This window comes from Planococcus sp. YIM B11945, from assembly GCF_050864155.1.
Lineage (GTDB): Bacteria > Bacillota > Bacilli > Bacillales_A > Planococcaceae > Planococcus.
Genome location: NZ_JBOZWR010000002.1, coordinates 136,878 through 152,869 on the forward strand (window position 1 = coordinate 136,878; position 15,992 = coordinate 152,869).

18 protein-coding genes and 1 riboswitch are annotated in these 15,992 nt (G+C 44.4%); of the genes, 3 read left to right on the forward strand and 15 right to left on the reverse strand.

Annotated elements, in window-relative coordinates; genetic code table 11:
- Positions 1-41 precede the first annotated feature (41 nt).
- Both ACRRQV_RS04295 and ACRRQV_RS04300 read right to left on the reverse strand, forming a co-directional pair.
- Positions 42-1,478, reverse strand: a complete 1,437-nt coding sequence (locus tag ACRRQV_RS04295; protein WP_432528027.1) for a RecQ family ATP-dependent DNA helicase — start codon at positions 1,476-1,478, stop codon at positions 42-44.
- A 38-nt stretch (positions 1,479-1,516) separates the two neighbouring features.
- Positions 1,517-2,533, reverse strand: coding sequence for a helix-turn-helix domain-containing protein (locus tag ACRRQV_RS04300; RefSeq protein WP_432528029.1), 1,017 nt, complete (start codon positions 2,531-2,533; stop codon positions 1,517-1,519).
- A 103-nt stretch (positions 2,534-2,636) separates the two neighbouring features.
- On the opposite strand from ACRRQV_RS04300, the gene ACRRQV_RS04305 reads away from it, so the two are divergent.
- Positions 2,637-2,888, forward strand: coding sequence for a ferredoxin (locus ACRRQV_RS04305; protein ID WP_224076812.1), 252 nt, complete (start codon positions 2,637-2,639; stop codon positions 2,886-2,888).
- A 65-nt stretch (positions 2,889-2,953) separates the two neighbouring features.
- Here the strand turns inward: ACRRQV_RS04305 and ACRRQV_RS04310 are convergent, their stop codons facing one another.
- From ACRRQV_RS04310 to ACRRQV_RS04330, 5 genes are all read right to left on the reverse strand, one after another.
- Positions 2,954-3,532 carry an ECF transporter S component gene (locus ACRRQV_RS04310; RefSeq protein WP_432528032.1) on the reverse strand — a complete coding sequence of 193 codons (579 nt, stop codon included), beginning with the start codon at positions 3,530-3,532 and terminating at the stop codon, positions 2,954-2,956.
- 147 nt (positions 3,533-3,679) lie between these two features.
- Positions 3,680-3,813: riboswitch (FMN riboswitch) on the reverse strand.
- A 76-nt stretch (positions 3,814-3,889) separates the two neighbouring features.
- Positions 3,890-5,083, reverse strand: a complete 1,194-nt coding sequence (locus ACRRQV_RS04315; RefSeq protein ID WP_432528034.1) for a GerMN domain-containing protein — start codon at positions 5,081-5,083, stop codon at positions 3,890-3,892.
- Entirely contained in the window at positions 5,073-5,606 is a 534-nt protein-coding gene (sigX, locus tag ACRRQV_RS04320; protein WP_432528036.1) for an RNA polymerase sigma factor SigX, read from the reverse strand. Before sigX ends, ACRRQV_RS04315 begins: the two co-directional genes overlap by 11 nt.
- 45 nt (positions 5,607-5,651) lie before the next feature.
- Positions 5,652-7,433: an ATP-binding protein gene (locus ACRRQV_RS04325; RefSeq protein ID WP_432528038.1), complete on the reverse strand. Its 1,782-nt coding sequence runs from the start codon at positions 7,431-7,433 to the stop codon at positions 5,652-5,654.
- Positions 7,426-8,142: a response regulator transcription factor gene (locus ACRRQV_RS04330; RefSeq protein ID WP_432528040.1), complete on the reverse strand. Its 717-nt coding sequence runs from the start codon at positions 8,140-8,142 to the stop codon at positions 7,426-7,428. The genes ACRRQV_RS04325 and ACRRQV_RS04330 overlap by 8 nt, the downstream gene beginning before the upstream one ends.
- A gap of 386 nt (positions 8,143-8,528) precedes the next feature.
- Here ACRRQV_RS04330 and ACRRQV_RS04335 point away from each other — a divergent pair, with 386 nt between their 5' ends.
- The gene (locus tag ACRRQV_RS04335; protein ID WP_432528185.1) at positions 8,529-9,026 is read left to right on the forward strand and encodes a kinase; all 498 of its coding nucleotides are present in this window, start codon (positions 8,529-8,531) and stop codon (positions 9,024-9,026) included.
- Between the two features lie 84 nt (positions 9,027-9,110).
- Here ACRRQV_RS04335 and ccsB read toward each other — a convergent pair whose 3' ends face one another.
- From ccsB to ACRRQV_RS04370, 7 genes are all read right to left on the reverse strand, one after another.
- Positions 9,111-10,295, reverse strand: a complete 1,185-nt coding sequence (gene ccsB, locus ACRRQV_RS04340; protein WP_432528042.1) for a c-type cytochrome biogenesis protein CcsB — start codon at positions 10,293-10,295, stop codon at positions 9,111-9,113.
- Positions 10,292-11,953: a cytochrome c biogenesis protein ResB gene (locus ACRRQV_RS04345; RefSeq protein ID WP_432528044.1), complete on the reverse strand. Its 1,662-nt coding sequence runs from the start codon at positions 11,951-11,953 to the stop codon at positions 10,292-10,294. Before ACRRQV_RS04345 ends, ccsB begins: the two co-directional genes overlap by 4 nt.
- A 13-nt stretch (positions 11,954-11,966) precedes the next feature.
- Entirely contained in the window at positions 11,967-12,524 is a 558-nt protein-coding gene (gene resA / locus ACRRQV_RS04350; protein ID WP_432528046.1) for a thiol-disulfide oxidoreductase ResA, read from the reverse strand.
- A gap of 91 nt (positions 12,525-12,615) precedes the next feature.
- Positions 12,616-13,347: a pseudouridine synthase gene (locus ACRRQV_RS04355; protein WP_432528048.1), complete on the reverse strand. Its 732-nt coding sequence runs from the start codon at positions 13,345-13,347 to the stop codon at positions 12,616-12,618.
- Positions 13,348-13,400: 53 nt separating this feature from the next.
- Positions 13,401-13,613, reverse strand: a complete 213-nt coding sequence (locus ACRRQV_RS04360; RefSeq protein ID WP_432528050.1) for a hypothetical protein — start codon at positions 13,611-13,613, stop codon at positions 13,401-13,403.
- A gap of 23 nt (positions 13,614-13,636) precedes the next feature.
- On the reverse strand, positions 13,637-14,224 hold the full coding sequence (gene scpB, locus ACRRQV_RS04365) for an SMC-Scp complex subunit ScpB (protein WP_432528052.1): 588 nt from the start codon (positions 14,222-14,224) through the stop codon (positions 13,637-13,639).
- Positions 14,202-14,975: a segregation/condensation protein A gene (locus ACRRQV_RS04370; RefSeq protein ID WP_432528054.1), complete on the reverse strand. Its 774-nt coding sequence runs from the start codon at positions 14,973-14,975 to the stop codon at positions 14,202-14,204. Before ACRRQV_RS04370 ends, scpB begins: the two co-directional genes overlap by 23 nt.
- 57 nt (positions 14,976-15,032) lie before the next feature.
- Between ACRRQV_RS04370 and ACRRQV_RS04375 the strand changes: the two genes are divergently transcribed.
- Complete coding sequence (locus ACRRQV_RS04375; protein WP_432528056.1) at positions 15,033-15,533, forward strand: DUF309 domain-containing protein; 501 nt, start codon at positions 15,033-15,035, stop codon at positions 15,531-15,533.
- Here the strand turns inward: ACRRQV_RS04375 and ACRRQV_RS04380 are convergent.
- Positions 15,530-15,892 carry a GNAT family N-acetyltransferase gene (locus tag ACRRQV_RS04380; RefSeq protein ID WP_432528058.1) on the reverse strand — a complete coding sequence of 121 codons (363 nt, stop codon included), beginning with the start codon at positions 15,890-15,892 and terminating at the stop codon, positions 15,530-15,532. The genes ACRRQV_RS04375 and ACRRQV_RS04380 overlap by 4 nt on opposite strands.
- Between the last annotated feature and the right edge of the window lie 100 nt (positions 15,893-15,992).

A 15,992-nucleotide genomic window follows, 5' to 3' on the forward strand; every position in this document is an offset into this window, starting at 1 on the left:
TCATTATGACGAAAATTTTGGCATTTGTAAATGACTCCTACTTAATAACCTTGTAAAGAAAATAGTGCATTTAACCTATCCCGCCAATTGACCGGATCTTGTTTTTTCAGCGTGCGGGTACGGCTTTGAAAAACGGAATAGTCAATTCCGTCATTGACGCAGCAATTTTCCGGCTTTTCAAGCAGCTGCTGTTCAAAACATTGGCTTATATACTGACGGATGCATCCGTCAATAGTTACCAGTTTCCGGATTTTAGCTGCCTGTTTAATTTTTTCTTCTTGAAGCTGCCTAATTTGCTTAATGGTTCCTTCCAGCGGCAATTGGCTTTGCCAATAAGAAATAATCCGCAAAGCCGTTTCGCGCACGATGCCTTGAGCCACTAAACGTTCAGGATCAGTTTTGCACGCATACACTTCTTCAATTTCTCGAGTGGTCGGCAATTCATCCATCACCAAGCTCTCCAGCAGTCCCTCATCGCCTTCTGCATACATTAAAGTAGCTAAAGCTGGTCCTCCATCCCGGCCGGCTCTGCCGACTTCCTGAACATAACCTTCAACTGACGTCGGCAGTTGAAAATGGATCACATGGCGGATGTTCGGAATGTGGACACCCATGCCAAACGCATTGGTTGAACACACCCAATCCAGCTCGCCATTTTGAAATTGCTGCTGAACAAATATCCGGTCTTCATAATCCATGCCACCGTGGTAATGGGAAGATGAGATGTGAAGGTTTGACAGGTGCGTGGATAGCTGCTGGGCTTTTTTCCGGGTTCCCGCATAGATGATGCCCGGCCCTTCGCATTGCTGAACGAAACTTGTCAGCCAATCCAGCTTCTCCCTCTGGCCATCAAACTTCTTAATATCGTATACAAGGTTTTTTCGGTCCATCGGGTGGGTGTATACGAACGGATCTTGGATTTTCAAATACTGTTTGATTTCTTCGGTCACTTTCGCCGTAGCGGTCGCCGTCAATGCCAAAATTCTTGGGTGGTTGAGCAATGGCAGGATTTCTGCGATCCGCAAATAATCCGGGCGAAAATCAAATCCCCATTGCGAAATGCAGTGAGCTTCATCGGCTACGAGAAGTGAAATGTGAATGCGCTGCAGCTGCTTTTTGACAAATGGCTGCACGAGCATTTCAGGAGAAATAAAAATAAAGCGGTAAGTGCCTAAAGAATTCCATATTTTCTCTTTATCTTCCGGTTTCATGAAGGAATTGATCGCAACGACTGATTTTTCGCCCATTTTTTTTAGTTGGGCCACTTGGTCCTGCATTAGCGACAACAAAGGCGAAACAATCAAAACACTTCCCGGCAGCACATGCGCTGGCAATTGGTAGCACATCGATTTGCCCATGCCGGTTGGCAGCAACGCGATAACATCATTTCCTTCTAACACTTTGGCAATTACTTCCCGCTGTCCGGGTCGGAACGCTTCAAATCCATATGTACGCCGAAGCAAGTTCTCTAAGTCCACTTGTTCTCTTCCTTTCCTTTTCGCCTTTTACCGGCCGTTTACTGCTTCACAGCTAAAGCGAGGCGTATTTGAAAATAAGTAGCGTCCGGCACTTTTTCTTTAATGTCCCGAAGCCTTTTCGTTTGGTTTTCTTTGCTGATGGCAATTATTTTTTGGTACATTTCTTTTTTAATAAAGGCTATGTAGTTGAAATAAGGATCATTCATGGCAAGTTCGACAAAATGATCTTCGATAGTGCTGGTTTTTAATTGCCGCAATGAGGCAATTTGCTCCAGAGAAAACCCTTGTTCGAAGAGCTTTTCCGTTCGTCTTGCTGATTCAGTCAACGAAGACAGTTGAATCACGCCTTCCATCAACCCCGCAAGCAGCGGAAAGTCGTTTTGTTCCAGGACATCAAGCCAGCTATGCACCGTTTCAACGCTTTTCAGTTGGGCATCGATTGCCTTGATGCGGCGGGTGGCAGCAATTTGTTCCCATGTCAACCCGCTCAAACCATATCCGGACAAGCGCTGCAAAACAATCATTTTCGAGTCCTCGGCAACCGGCACATTTTCCAAGCTTTCGAACAGTTCATTTTTGAATGCCATCACCACTTCCGGATTGCGGAAATTGATTTTCTTCAAATAAGTTTTTACCCACAATTGAATGTCTTCGGTGTTGACTACTGGGTCGAACCGATTGACTTGCTGGCTAATATGGGAAAAAGTTTGAACAATTAGTGACAGCCGGTTCATGAACAAAGTTTCTCTCCCTCGATATTTCCAACCGTTCAAAAGGGTTTGGGGCTTTTCTGCTTGAAGCGCTTCGGCGCTCAATTCGATCACTTCGTTATTTGGTTTGAGCAAGCCGCGGGCAAACAGGTGAGCCACCGCTTCATCGTAAATTAGCTTATCAAGGCGCGGCAGCACTGCAAAATAAGGGTATAGCTGATAATAGCCGATATCTTGGATGGTCTGCCCAGACTTTTTCCCTTTGATCAAGTGAAAAGGAGACGAGACGGTCCGTTCCTTATTTACCGCTTTCATAATGTCGAGAATAAGTTCTTCGAATAACAAAGCCTGGCCCCCTAGCGTTTTTGGTTGAAAAACTGATGAAACACCTTTAGAATGAATCTGATAGTATAACTGAACTTGTTCGGAGATGAAGGAGAGGAAGAATATGGCAAAGTATACCATTGTCGATAAGGATACTTGTATCGCTTGCGGAGCTTGCGGCGCTGCTGCACCCGATGTATATGATTATGACGATGAAGGCATCGCGTTTGTTATCTTAGATAATAACACGGGGACGGAGCAAGTTCCAGATGAACTAGAAGAAGACATGGAAGATGCGTTCGAAGGCTGCCCAACCGATTCAATCAAAGTAGCGGATGCTCCATTTGATGGCGACCCCCTTAAATATGAAGACTGAACCAAATTAAAAACAGGCGTTATGAAAGCAAAATTGCTTTCATAACGCCTGTTTGTTTTTTAATCTTATTGGTAATAAGCCCGTTGTTTTTCCAGCCAAGATTGCATGCTGCTGAACATTAGCAGCACCACTGCAGTTAGCAGTAAGCCTTTGATTATATTAAATGGCAAAATTCCGAGCACGATGCTTTTGAACAATGCATCGCCGGTTTCCGCCGGGAAGTTTAAGAAATACGTGTACATTGGCAAAAAGACCAAATAATTTAAAATGCTCATGCCAATTGCCATCGTTGCAGTCCCCATGCCAAGCCCCACCATGATTCCTTTTTTCGTAGAGATTTTGCGGTAAATCAAGTAAACCGGCATGATAAACAAAATGCTGGTAACGAAGTTGGCCAAGTGGCCGACTGGCACGCCTGTTTGGCTTCCCGAAAAAATCCAATCCAAGACGTTCTTGAAAAGGGCTACGAGAACGCCAGCAACCGGCCCCATCGTAATGGCGGCGATCAACGCTGGCACATCGCTAAAATCTACTTTTAAAAACGGCGGCAATGCCGGCAGCGGAAAATTGAAAAGCATCAAAATAAAGGAAATGCTGCTCAACATGCCGATTGCGATCATTGCTTGTAACTTTTTGTTCTTCATGTTCCTCTCTCCTTAAGTGATTCACCAGAAGAAAAGTTCGGACACATGCCTTCTCATATAAAAGCCCTTAAGCGAATAAACACTTAAGGGAGAAAAGGCACACTCAAATAGCGCATTCTGTTTATAGTAAACGGCATGCGTCCGCACCTTCACCTTCTCCCATCCAGACTATACTGTCGGCTTTGGAATCGCACCAAATCCTGCGTTTTACGGCTCGCGGGCTTATGAACTTAAGTTCAATTACCGCCGGTAGGGAATTACACCCTGCCCCGAAGATGAATCGATATTTTGTTATATGCTAATTTTAGTAGAAAAGAGGCGTAATGTAAACAACATTGCTCACATTACGCCTATTTTTTATTCGAGCGGCCATTCCAGCCGATTGGGTTCAGCGGGTGCAGGGATTGGTTGGGTAAAATCAAAACCGTTCCATTGCTCCTGTACTGTATTTTTCAATTGCACTTGCTTGCCAAAGGATTGAGCAGTTAACGCTATGCTTTCCACCATTCGGGTTGCCTCAGCCAAATCCTGAGATTCAAAATCGAATGGCTCGGAAAAAGCGAGTTCCAAGACGGCATCTGTTTCCGTTACTGCAAATCCAGTTCCTTCGGCAATGGTTGCGTGATGAAAGTCGCTTGGTGAAGTTGTTAGCGCCTCGATAGCCTCTTTCGCAGTCTCATATGGCATTCCGTAGCTCGGAACCAAATAAGTCGCTCCAGAGGAAGCTGTATAGGCAAAATATGCCACCTTTGCCATGTCCGTTTTGATTGGCTCCATCGGCCCAATTTGATCAAACTCAGCTTGCGAGCCGTCTTCATTTAAAACGGCAACTTCTTCTGCGTCTTGAAACGTTTCTTGAATGGACGATTCATATACACTGATGCTTGCTGACGCTTGATCATATGGATGATCATCCGGCAAACGATGGGCTACCGCATCGTTTTCGCGTGCAATGGTCCCTGCATATGGATGATAATCGTCAAAACCTAGCGCCTGCTCATCTAATTTACCCGCATAGTGATTGTACAACGCAACCGAATCCGGAACGTCTTTGCCGAAATCTCGCGCGATTTGTTCGCTTGGCACGAGAAACGATACCGGCACCACAAATGCATTTTCAGTCAAACCGATGGAAAAAACAGTTGCGCCGTTTAAATCTTCCTTATATAAAGCTGTCCGCATTTGTTCAGGGCCAGCCATAGCAGAAAAACTATCGGAACTACTATTTTCGGAGCCTGCGGATTTATCCGCTTCGCCGCTTTCTTCTTTTGGAACAATCACCGATTCTGCTGATTTATCGGCAGAGCTCTGTTCTTCTTGAACAGCGCTATTAATGCCGTTTTGGCTGACAATTGAAGCGACTAGAATGCCGACGGTAATAAACGCGAGTGCCGCCACTAAAAGCGGAAGCCAATTTTTCGGCCGCTTTTTAACCGGCGCCTTTTTAGCCAAGCGGCTATAAACTTCTTCTTTCGAACGCTCATCTTTAATCGACGGGAAGTCCCCTAATAATTGTTCGATGTACTCCTCGTCCCACTTATTATTTGACATCCGCTTCTCCTCCTTCCATAGAGGATAATTTATCGCGCAGCGACTTGATGGCGCGGTGCTGTGTAGTTTTAACTTTTCCTTCAGTCCAGCCAAGGGCGTCTGCAGTTTCAGCTATCGAAAGATCTTGGAAGAAGCGCATGATGATCACCATTTTTTGGTCTCCTGTACACAAATCCAGCATTTTATATAACTTGATTTTGTCTTCATTCAAAATCGAGACTTCTTCTGGAATTCGATCAGCAGACACCAATTGCTGCGTTTCCCAGTCAAAATACTCCATCGAATGTTTTTTTCGCACCGCCGCTTTTCGAAAATGGTCAATAGCCACATTTTTTGCAATCGAAAAAAGCCAAGTTTTCTCTGAACTTTTCCCTTCAAAACGGTCATACGCGCGAAAAACGCGGATATAAACTTCATGCATCAAGTCTTCAGCCAACAGACGATCTTTCACTAAATAAATTAGAAACTGGAAAACATCCTGATGGTATTGATCGTATAACCGATGGAAAACGGAGTCATTCATATACTCCCCCCGTTCTTAAGATTAGTCGCTTTTAAGCAAAGAAAGTTACAATTTTTTTAATGGCAGCAAAAAGACGAACGAAGTTCCAATGCCGAATTCGCTTTTAGCGTAAATATCTCCGCCATGCGCTTTGATAATGTTGCTGGCGATAGCAAGGCCAAGGCCCGTTCCGCCTTTGCCAAGCGTTCTCGCTTTATCTGCTTTGTAAAAGCGTTCAAAAACAAATTCCAAATCTTTCTCCGAGATGCCGACTCCTGTATCGTTTACCGACACTTTCGCAAATCCCTGCTCTTTCTCCACTTTCACGATGACGTTGCCGGATTCGGGAGTATGGCGCATGGCATTGTCGATTAAATTGGTCATGACTTGTTCAATTCTGTCTTCGTCCAATTCAGCAGCTGCCCAATCGTCAAGCGTCGTCTCAAACGCTAAACGGATACCTTTTTCTTTTGCTGCTTGTGTAAATTTCAGTGTCATCCGTTCGATCACACTATTTAATTGAACCATTTCTTTATAAAGGCGCATATGCCCTGATTCTAAGCGAGCTAAATTTAGCAGGTCCGTTACCAGCCGACCCATTCGCTGTGATTCTTCGTAAATGATTTTGGTCATTTCACGCCGTTCGTCCTCTGATGCCCCTACGTCATCGAGCAGCGCTTCGCTATAGCCTTGAAGCATGGCGATCGGCGTGCGAAGTTCATGCGATACATTGGCAATAAAATCTTCTCTTAATTTTTCCAATCGGTGCTGTTCGGTCATATTGTGCAGCACTGCAACAGCTCCGCGAATCGATTCGCCGCTGTATAGCGGGCTGATAGTGATGGCATAATAAGCACCATCCATTTCCAACTCTTCTTCAATTTCTTCCTCAAAAGTTAACACGTGGTCAAGCATATGGTTCATTTCCGGAGGCAAAGGCTCATTCTGGCCATCGCTGTTTTTGATCAGCCATTTCTGGAGCAATTTCTCAGCCTGCGGATTGCTCAATAAAATAGTCCGGTCTTGATTGAATGTGATAACGGCATCCGCCATTGAGGTCAAGATGCTGGAAAGCTGTTCTTTTTCTTGATTGATAACTTCCAAATGGTGTTTTAACTGGCGGCCCATTTGGTTAAACGCGGTTGCAAGCTGTCCGATTTCATCGCTTGAAGTGGCTCGAACTTTTGTATCAAAATTCCCTTTTGCCAGTTCAAAGGCGCCTTCGCGCATTTTCCGCAGAGGCAACGTAATGCGGGTCGATAAAAAGAATGCAAAAAAAGTAGTCAATAAGAACGCAATAAAGGCAGATAAAAACACAATGTTTGTCGTTCTTCCAGCAGTGCGATCCATCACTTCAAGTGATTGGTAGATAAATACAGTGCCATGGACATCTTCTCCGGTTTGGATTGGGCTGGCCAAAACAATATACGATTCCATCCGGTCTTCTTCAGACAAGGACGGAAGCAGCATTTCTTTCATGACCGTCTGATCGGATTCGAAGACTTTTTGAAAATCCGGTTCGTTTAAAATAATTTTTCTTAGTTCAGCGCCATTGATGCCTTCATGGATAAAGTAAGTAGCTTCATGAGGTGCTTCAGCTATAACGGCATTCGTATCCGGTCCTAAAATGTCTTCAATAATTGATAAAGAATTGTCTACTTCCCCGTAATCATTAAAAATTCGTGCGATGGTTGCAGCTTCCTGGTTTAATGTATCCTCTACCTCTTCGCTGTGATAGTTGCCTAAAAACTCCAAAAGCAACACGGTCACAATAAACAGGACAAAGGAAACGAGAAGCAATATGGTGATCCATAGCTTCCCGACAACACTATTCCATATTCTATTCATTGCCAACCTCGAATTTATAACCGACGCCCCAAACGGTAACAATCATTTTAGCAGCTGATTCCGATACGCGGTTCAGCTTTTCTCGCAACCGTTTTACATGGGTATCCACTGTGCGCAGATCGCCGAAAAAGTCGTAATGCCAAACTTCTTTCAGCAAATGTTCCCGGTCGAACACTTTGTCCGGCGATTTCGCCAAAAAGTACAACAGCTCATATTCTTTTGGCGTTAAGTTCACTTCCACATTATCGGCAGTTACCCGGTGTGCATCGTGGTCGATCGTTAAATGTGGAAACACTACCAAATCTTTTGATATGGTTGAATTGGTGACCGGCGAATAGGCAGACGAACGGCGTAAAATGGCTTTGACGCGCAGCACCACTTCCCTCGGACTAAACGGTTTGACGATATAGTCATCCGCTCCAGACTCAAATCCCTCGACCCGGTTAGCTTCCTCGCCTTTGGCCGTCAACATGATAATCGGCGTCATTTTTTGTTCGCGCAATTCCGTGCTGACTTCAATGCCGTCTTTTTCCGGCATCATAAGATCGAGCAGGATGCAATGGTAATCTTTTTCAAGGGCCATTTCTAAAGCTTGGACCCCATTTTCCGCTTCTTCGACCATATATCCTTCGCGCTCTAAATACATTTTTAGCAGGCGGCGGATTCTTTCTTCGTCGTCGACAACCAATACAGTGATTTCTTCGGACATCTTAATCCCTCCAACTTTGTCTCATGAATTTATTGTACCGATGATTTCTGTTTGTGACAAACATATCCTGTTCCCTATAGGCTTTCTGATGCTTTCATTTGTTAACATGTGACAAATTGCTGAAAACCGCCTCATATCCAGCGATTTCCGTGTGATAAAATAAAACCTATATAAGTTGAACTAAGTATTCGGCTTGTCGATCTTCCACAAAACAGCTGCGAGGATAGTGGCCAAAGGAAGTTTGGCCACTATCTTTGCGACGAGCTTGCGCAGGAGCAATATTCTTTGCCCTTCTCAACGCGACCGAAGCGGTGTATGAAATGACAATTCTTAAGTCCAACTTATATAAAAGGTTATTCAACTATGAATAGAACGGAGTGAATCTTATCGAATCCAAATTGATCATCTTCCGCGGAAATTCCGGCAGCGGAAAATCAACGATTGCCGAACAGCTTCAGCAGCATTTCGGAGACGGCACTTTGCTCGTTTCCCAAGATACTGTCCGCCGCGACATGTTAAAAGTCCGGGACCGCGACGGTAATCTATCGATCGATTTGATTCGCCAAATCGCAGAGTACGGCAAAAACCGATGTGCATATGTAATTGTAGAAGGCATTTTAATGAAGAAACTTTATGGAAACATGCTCAAAAATTTGATCGATTTTTATGATGGCAAGGCGCGAGTTTTTTATTTTGATTTGTCATTTGATGAAACCGTCAAACGCCACCGGTCTCGTCCGAAAGCGGCAAACTTCGGCGAAGAAATGTTGCGGTCTTGGTGGCTTCCGAATGACTTTCTGCATTTGGATCAGGAATCCTTGTTGACCGCCGATTTGGGAGAAGAAAAAGTGTTCGAAACTATTTTGAGCCGCATCCATAACTAAGTTTTTAAAAGAAACAGCAAAAACTCAGGGACTTTATTCTTTCTTTCTATAAAAAAAGACTTTCCCAAACGGGAAAGTCTTTTTTTATGCATATGAGTGCAAACCGGCAATGATTAAGTTCACAGCTACAAGGTTGAAGAGGATAATGGTAAATCCGATAACTCCAAGCCACGCCGATTTTTCGCCTTGCCAGCCTTTTCCAAGACGCAAATGAAGATACGCGGCATAGAACAGCCAAGTAATAAGCGCCCACACTTCTTTAGGATCCCAACCCCAGAAACGGGACCAAGCAATTTGTGCCCAAATCATTGCAAATACGAGAGCTCCGAGCGAGAAAACCGGGAATCCGATAATGACGGCGCGATAGCCAATTTCGTCCATTAAATTCAAGTTGACGTTTTTCACAAACGGCTTGATAATAGCAGCTATCCGCTTTCTTGCAATCAATCGGATGGCCCAGTAAAGAATCGTTCCAAAAACCAGTGACCAGATTACTGTAGTCAATTTGGAGGCATTGATAACGGCCGGCGTTTCAACCAGCGGCGTCATCGTGCCGTCTGTCAAGGATTCGTATTCATTCATGCCGAATACTGGAGGCATTTTATACGTAATCTCATCTTGCACGCCATCTTTATCCACATACGTAAAGTTTGCTTCGTAATCTGTTAGCGTAAAATACGTGCTGGCAACGACAAATCCTAACACCAAAACAAGAGAATACATAATGGCTTCCAGCCAGAAGCGCTGTTTTGATTTTTTTGTTAAATCGACTACTTTGAGCAGATAGATAAGCCCAGCAGCCGCACTGATCGCTAATATTCCTTCTGCGATAACTACAGTGCTTACGTGAATTGCGAGCCAGTTTGACTGAAGTGCCGGAATCAGCGGGCTGACTTCGCTTGGGAACATGCTGGCAAAAGCAATGATCAACAATGCAACCGGCAGCACGATCATTCCAAGCACCGGCGTTTTATAAAGGAAATAAAGAACAAGGAATCCGCCGACAAGCGTCATTCCGAAAGCTGTCGTAAATTCAAACATATTGCTGAGTGGGGCATGTCCTGTCGCTCCCCATCTGGTAAAGAAATATGCCAAGTTAGCGGCAAAACCGATGATGGTGATGATAAAGGCCACTTTCCCCCAACGGCTTTCCGATTTGAAGGTACCTTCTTTATTGCCCTTTACGGCTCCGCCAAACACAAATGTCGCAATTAGGTAGGCGATAAAAGCCACGTATAAAAAATTTGAACTCATATCTGCTAATGTCATAGCGCTTCTTCACCTTCCTTTTTTGCTTGCTTCTCGATTTCTTCCTGTTGGTCCGTATAGGCAGGAAGCGACGCATACGCTGAAACCTGATCCAGCTCTTTTTTCAATGCAAACCAGTTTTTATTGGTGTGCCCAGCTAAAATAACCTCGCCGTTCGCTTTTTGCTGAATCCAGAAGCGGCGGTGGTTAAAGTACATTCCTTGGGCAACCCCAATCATAAAAATCAGTCCTCCAAGGCCAAGAATCGGCAAGGTACTGTCTTTGCGAATTGTTAATCCAGATACATCGCGCGTTTCGACACTTTGGAATTCCAACTTAAATTGGTTTTCACCAAAAGGCTCAATCGTTTGTTTGATGAGGATAAAACTGACTTCCCCTTCAGGCGTTTCAGGTGTCGTCAATTCAACCAAGAAACCGGGATTGTTCGGAAGCGGTGAAGCGGTCTGCGGTTCTCCAGTATCATCAAATCCAGAAAAATCAGGGTAGTAGCCTTTCAAGTTAACCATTGCTCCGTTGTCGAGTTCATATTGTTTTTCGGGATTGATCAAATCAATTGTCAATTCTCCCAATGACTCTCCGGATTCTTTGTTTGTCAACGCAAAATTCATAGCTTTTAATTCGTTTTGCTTAAAATCCATTTGGTAAACAGCATAACCATCGAATTTCAAAGGCTGATTGACTCGAATTGGGTATTCTTCTACGACTTCCATTTCGTTTGTCGCGCCCGGAAGACTATCTTCCGGTTCTTTGTACAAGACAACATCGGTTTGGTAATTTTTAACGACGCTTCCTACACGGTCAACCGCTTCGCTAAAAGCACCGTCTTTTTCATCGCCGCTGTATGTTTCCACTTCAAAGTTTTTGCTTTCAAGCGAATAGCCCGGCGCTTCTGGAATGGCACGTGTTTCCCCTTCGCGGATCCACAGCATTTCGTCCACATAAAAGCCCGGCATCATCCGCAGCATGACCCCGAACAAGAAAATGATCAACCCGATGTGGTTAACGTAAGGGCCCCAACGGGAAAAACGGCCTTTTTCGGCAAGCAGCCCGTTTTTATCGCGTGAAACCTTGTATTTCAGTTCTTTTAATTTGGTTTCTGCTTTATCCAGCACGTCTTCTTGGTTCAATCCTTTACCGTAAATGCGCTGCTTGTCCATGAAACTTTCGTGGCGGAGAACCCGCTGGTTTTTCAGCGAACGGTATAGCGGCACGAAACGATCAAGACTGGCAATAATCAAAGAAATAGCAAGCATTCCAACTAAAATAATAAACCAAAACGAGCTGTATAAATCATGGAACCCTAAAAAATGATAAATCTTGCCGATTTCGCCGTACACATCTGCGTAATAGGCGCGAATCGTCTCTTCATTGCGATTGGCGACGTTGATGTATTCTTCTTGAGGCAAAATGGTTCCGATAGCAGCAGCCACTAAAATGGCCACAATAATGCTTACTCCCACTTTTACACTCGAAAAGAAATTCCAAATTTTATCGATAATCGATTTGTTGTACGTCTGCGATCTTCTGGCTGAACCTTCGTACCGCATGTCCACTAGCTGGCTTTTTTGTTCCTTTTCAGTCAAAGACCGCCCGCACGATTCACATAGAACAGTTCCGGGCGGATTCACATGACCGCATTGACATTGCATTTTTTCCATCCGAAAAAACTCCTTATTCGGGCTTTATCTCTTCCATAAACCCTTGAATATCTTGCTCAGTCATTTCTCCGGTAATGATCCGTTCAATTTCGCCTTCGGGATTCACCAAAACCGTTGTCGGCAACGGGATGATGTTGTAGGCAGTCAATACACTTTTCGTTTTGTCGATAACAACGGGAAATGACAACTCATATTGATCGGCAAATGACTGTACTTCGAAATCCGATTGGGCAATGTTGACGGCCAACACTTGAACGCCTTGGTCTTTAAAAGCCTCGTACTGGCGATCCATTGCTGGCATTTCTTTTGCACAGGGTTTGCACCACGTGCCCCAGAAATTCAGGAAAACGCCCTGGCCTTTATAGTCGGACAGCTGGTGGCTTTCACCATCAAGGTCAGCAAGTTTAAAATCGGGCGCTTTATCCCCGACTTTTAAAACACTGACGTCTTCGGCAGTCGCGTTGTTATAAAGGGTATATCCGATGGCCGCTACCAATACAAACAAAATGATCGACCGCATAATGACGCGGTTTTTCTTTTTGTTTTTCTTCTTGATTTGTTTCTCGGTCAATTTATTTACCTCCTTCGAGGGTTGAATGCAAGTCCAATTATAGCAAAGTTTCTTCTATCGATTGGCCGGAGTTTTGAATGGTTTGTGAACGTTAAGTGCGTTTGCCGGTTTCAGCCATAACACGCAGCAATTTCACTTCATGGGCGCTTAATTCTCTTGATTCTCCCGCATTTAATCCGGTGAGTGTTAAAAAAGCAAACTGCTCGCGGCTTAATTTTTGGACCGGGAAGCCGATTGCATCAAACATTCTCCGTACTTGGCGGTTTCGCCCTTCATGAATCGTAATTTGGACAATGGCTTTTCCGGTTTTCGGGTCCCCTGATAATAGCTTCACTTTTGCCGGCGCCGTCATGCCGTCTTCTAGCTTGATGCCTTTTTCCAGCTTTCTTAAATCGTCTTTTGACGGAATGCCTTTTAAGCGCGCCACATAGGTTTTGTCGATTTCAAATTTCGGGTGCGTCAGCAAGTTCGCAAACTCCCCATCATTTGTCATGATCAACAAGCCTGAAGTGTCGTAATCCAAGCGCCCGACAGGATAAATGCGTTTTTCTACTGTATCAAAAAAGTCTGTTACGACTTTCCGGTTTTTATCGTCACTGACGGCTGAAATCACGCCGCGCGGTTTGTACAATAAATAATACACTTTTTGTTCTTTTTCCAGCTGCACGCCTTCTACTTCGATTTTGTCGGATTGCGACACTTTAACGCCTAGTTCTTTGATGACTGTGCCGTTGACTCTGACCTTGCCGTCTAATATCAATTGTTCTGACTTTCTTCTTGATGCGATGCCGGCATGTGCCAACACTTTTTGTAATCTCTCCATAAGTTCACCTCATTGATTTTTTTCCGTTCGTTCCTCTCGGAATTATGTCACATTTAACCGAAAAGCGAAAGGGCAACGCTCATTTCTCGTCTAATATTGATTGAACTGAAATGTTTGATTTTTTTAGCCGCTTCGGCCGCTTTGGGCAGGGCAAAGAATAGTGCTCCTGCGCAAGCTCGTCGCCTAACCCGTGGACGCGACAAAGCTAAGAGATTTCTTAATAGATAGATGATATTTTCAGCCAAAAGCAAAGGAAGACTGGCCATTGTCCGCAGTCTCCCTTCGCCCATCACGCTTTAACTTCTTCTTTAAACGCTTCTTGGAATTTGGTCATAAACAAATCGGTTTCTTCTTCGGTCTCATTTGCTTCATCCGGCAGCGGGGGAAGCTCATCCAAATTCTTAAGCCCAAAATAATTCAAAAACTCATTGGTCGTTCCATACAAAATCGCGCGCCCGGTGCGTTCAGCACGTCCGGTTTCCTGGATCAAGCCTTTGGCAGCCAGCGTTTGCAACGGCTTTTCGCTTTTCACGCCGCGCAAATCTTCAACTTCTACCCGCGTAATTGGCTGCTTGTAGGCAACAATCGCCAACACTTCCAAAGATGCTTGGGAAAGGGCTTGGGATGTCGGATTTTCCACCAATTTTTGAATGGTTTCAGCAACTTCTTGCTTGGTCACTAATTGAAAAATACCTGAAAACTCTTTGATCATGATGCCGCTTTCCGGCTCTGCATATCGCTCTGACATTAGGTTTAAGTTTTCTCGAATTTCCTCTTCGCTTGCTTCAGTCAAAAACTCCAGCTGAGCCATGGTCAACCCGTCATCTCCAACGACAAAAAGCAATGCTTCAATTTTATTCGAAAGATTCATCTTCATATTTCCACGTTTCCTTTCTGAGTTCCACCATTAAATCCGTGAAGTTCTTTTCCTGCTCCACCGCGATTACTTGGCGTTTCATCAGTTCAAGCACAGATAAAAAAGAAACCACCAAAACCGATTTATCATCCGAAGGAAATAAATTCGTAAATGACGTCCGGCCTTTCGCTGTTTTCAAGCGGCTGACAATGGAAGTCATTTGGTCTTTTATCGAAAGTTCCTGCCGCGCAATTCGGGCGGACAATGGGGCTTTTAATTGTTTCCGGCGCAGCATTTTCTGGAATGCCGCCAGCATATCATACGTATTCACTTCCAAGTCGATGTTTTCTGACCCAGTTGCCAGCTGAAATTCCGACAAATCTTTCGGCGCTTTTGTAAACAAGAAAGACCGGTGTGTCTCCATTTCCTTCATCTTCAAAGACGCATCTTTGAATTTCCGGTACTCCACCAGCCGCGAAACCAGTTCGTCCCGTGGATCTTGTTCGTCCAGTTCGTATTCCACATCATCAAATTCGCCTTCATGGACCGGAAGCAGCGTCTTGCTCTTGATCGCAAGCAGCGTGGCAGCCATAACCAAGTATTCACTGGCTTCATTTAGCTCAAGCACTTGCATGGCACGAATATGTTCCATATACTGTGAAGTGATCTGTGAAACCGGAATATCGTAAATATCAATTTCCAAACGGTGTATTAAGTGCAATAATAAATCAAGAGGCCCTTCAAAAGCCTCTACTTTTACTTCATATGACATGGCCCTCCACCTGACTGTTAAAGATACTTATTATATTATAGTAGAAAGGGGATTAAAATGCACCCACTCCACCACCCGCTCTTTATTCAATTCATCATAAATTTTAATACGGAACAGGATTATTTCGAATGCCATGAAGTCGGCGAAGAGTATTGGAAATCTTTGGCGCCTAAAAACAAAACACATCCCCTGACAGGATGGATCCAAATGGCGGTGGGCATGTATCATTGGAGAAGAAGCAATTATCCGGGCGCACTGCGTTCGTTTATCCGTGCGAAAGCCAAGTTGGCTGATGCGGGAATTTGGACTGAGGCCTTTGACAGGGACGAACTGATTCGGCTACTGACCGTCTCGATCGATGCCGTTACAGACCGGAAACCTTTTTTCTCGTACACCATTCCGATTACTTCACAAGAGATGACCGAGGTTGTCCACGCTTACGAAGCGTCACACCCTGCTTCTCCACAAGATCCTTATTATTTGATGCACAAACACCGATTGCGTGACCGTTCTTCAATCATCAGTTTGCGCGAACAAAAAAAAAGACGGAACCTTTAATGGAGGTCCGCCTTTTTTTGTGGGCATTTTCCAAGAAACGCGCGGGTTTCATCCGTTGCCCGCATTTCCCGGTCTTGCATCAGCTGCTGAATTTTTTCAATCATGGCATGGCCGATACCTTCTCCTCTATAAGAAGGGTTTACCGAAACATGATGGACGGTAAACGAATCATCGGCAACTTCCACGCCCAACAACCCAACAAAATCATCGCCTTTTTTCCACAAAAACAATTGCCAATCTGGATTTTCTTCGTATTTGTGCATCGCTTGCTGCAATATTTTTAAATCTCGCTCTCGTGGCATGAACGACATCAAGCCCATCGCGATTTTTTCGAATGATTTTTTGTATCTGAGTAACATAACCGATCCCTCTTTTTCATCTTAACGCAGCTTTGTCCATCCTACTATAAACTTGCTGATAACTCAAGCTGAGGAATGGCTAGCCTGTGATGACCTTTTC

What these genes read in the sequence shown, in the direction of transcription:
- ACRRQV_RS04305 (WP_224076812.1), top strand. Translation starts at nt 2,637, where the DNA reads ATGGCAAAGTATACCATTGTCGATAAGGATACTTGTATCGCTTGCGGA.
- ACRRQV_RS04310 (WP_432528032.1), bottom strand. Translation starts at nt 3,532, where the DNA reads ATGAAGAACAAAAAGTTACAAGCAATGATCGCAATCGGCATGTTGAGC.
- ACRRQV_RS04315 (WP_432528034.1), bottom strand. Translation starts at nt 5,083, where the DNA reads ATGTCAAATAATAAGTGGGACGAGGAGTACATCGAACAATTATTAGGG.
- sigX (WP_432528036.1), bottom strand. Translation starts at nt 5,606, where the DNA reads ATGAATGACTCCGTTTTCCATCGGTTATACGATCAATACCATCAGGAT.
- ACRRQV_RS04325 (WP_432528038.1), bottom strand. Translation starts at nt 7,433, where the DNA reads ATGAATAGAATATGGAATAGTGTTGTCGGGAAGCTATGGATCACCATA.
- ACRRQV_RS04330 (WP_432528040.1), bottom strand. Translation starts at nt 8,142, where the DNA reads ATGTCCGAAGAAATCACTGTATTGGTTGTCGACGACGAAGAAAGAATC.
- ccsB (WP_432528042.1), bottom strand. Translation starts at nt 10,295, where the DNA reads ATGACATTAGCAGATATGAGTTCAAATTTTTTATACGTGGCTTTTATC.
- ACRRQV_RS04345 (WP_432528044.1), bottom strand. Translation starts at nt 11,953, where the DNA reads ATGGAAAAAATGCAATGTCAATGCGGTCATGTGAATCCGCCCGGAACT.
- ACRRQV_RS04355 (WP_432528048.1), bottom strand. Translation starts at nt 13,347, where the DNA reads ATGGAGAGATTACAAAAAGTGTTGGCACATGCCGGCATCGCATCAAGA.
- ACRRQV_RS04360 (WP_432528050.1), bottom strand. Translation starts at nt 13,613, where the DNA reads ATGGCCAGTCTTCCTTTGCTTTTGGCTGAAAATATCATCTATCTATTA.
- scpB (WP_432528052.1), bottom strand. Translation starts at nt 14,224, where the DNA reads ATGAAGATGAATCTTTCGAATAAAATTGAAGCATTGCTTTTTGTCGTT.
- ACRRQV_RS04370 (WP_432528054.1), bottom strand. Translation starts at nt 14,975, where the DNA reads ATGTCATATGAAGTAAAAGTAGAGGCTTTTGAAGGGCCTCTTGATTTA.
- ACRRQV_RS04375 (WP_432528056.1), top strand. Translation starts at nt 15,033, where the DNA reads ATGCACCCACTCCACCACCCGCTCTTTATTCAATTCATCATAAATTTT.
- ACRRQV_RS04380 (WP_432528058.1), bottom strand. Translation starts at nt 15,892, where the DNA reads ATGTTACTCAGATACAAAAAATCATTCGAAAAAATCGCGATGGGCTTG.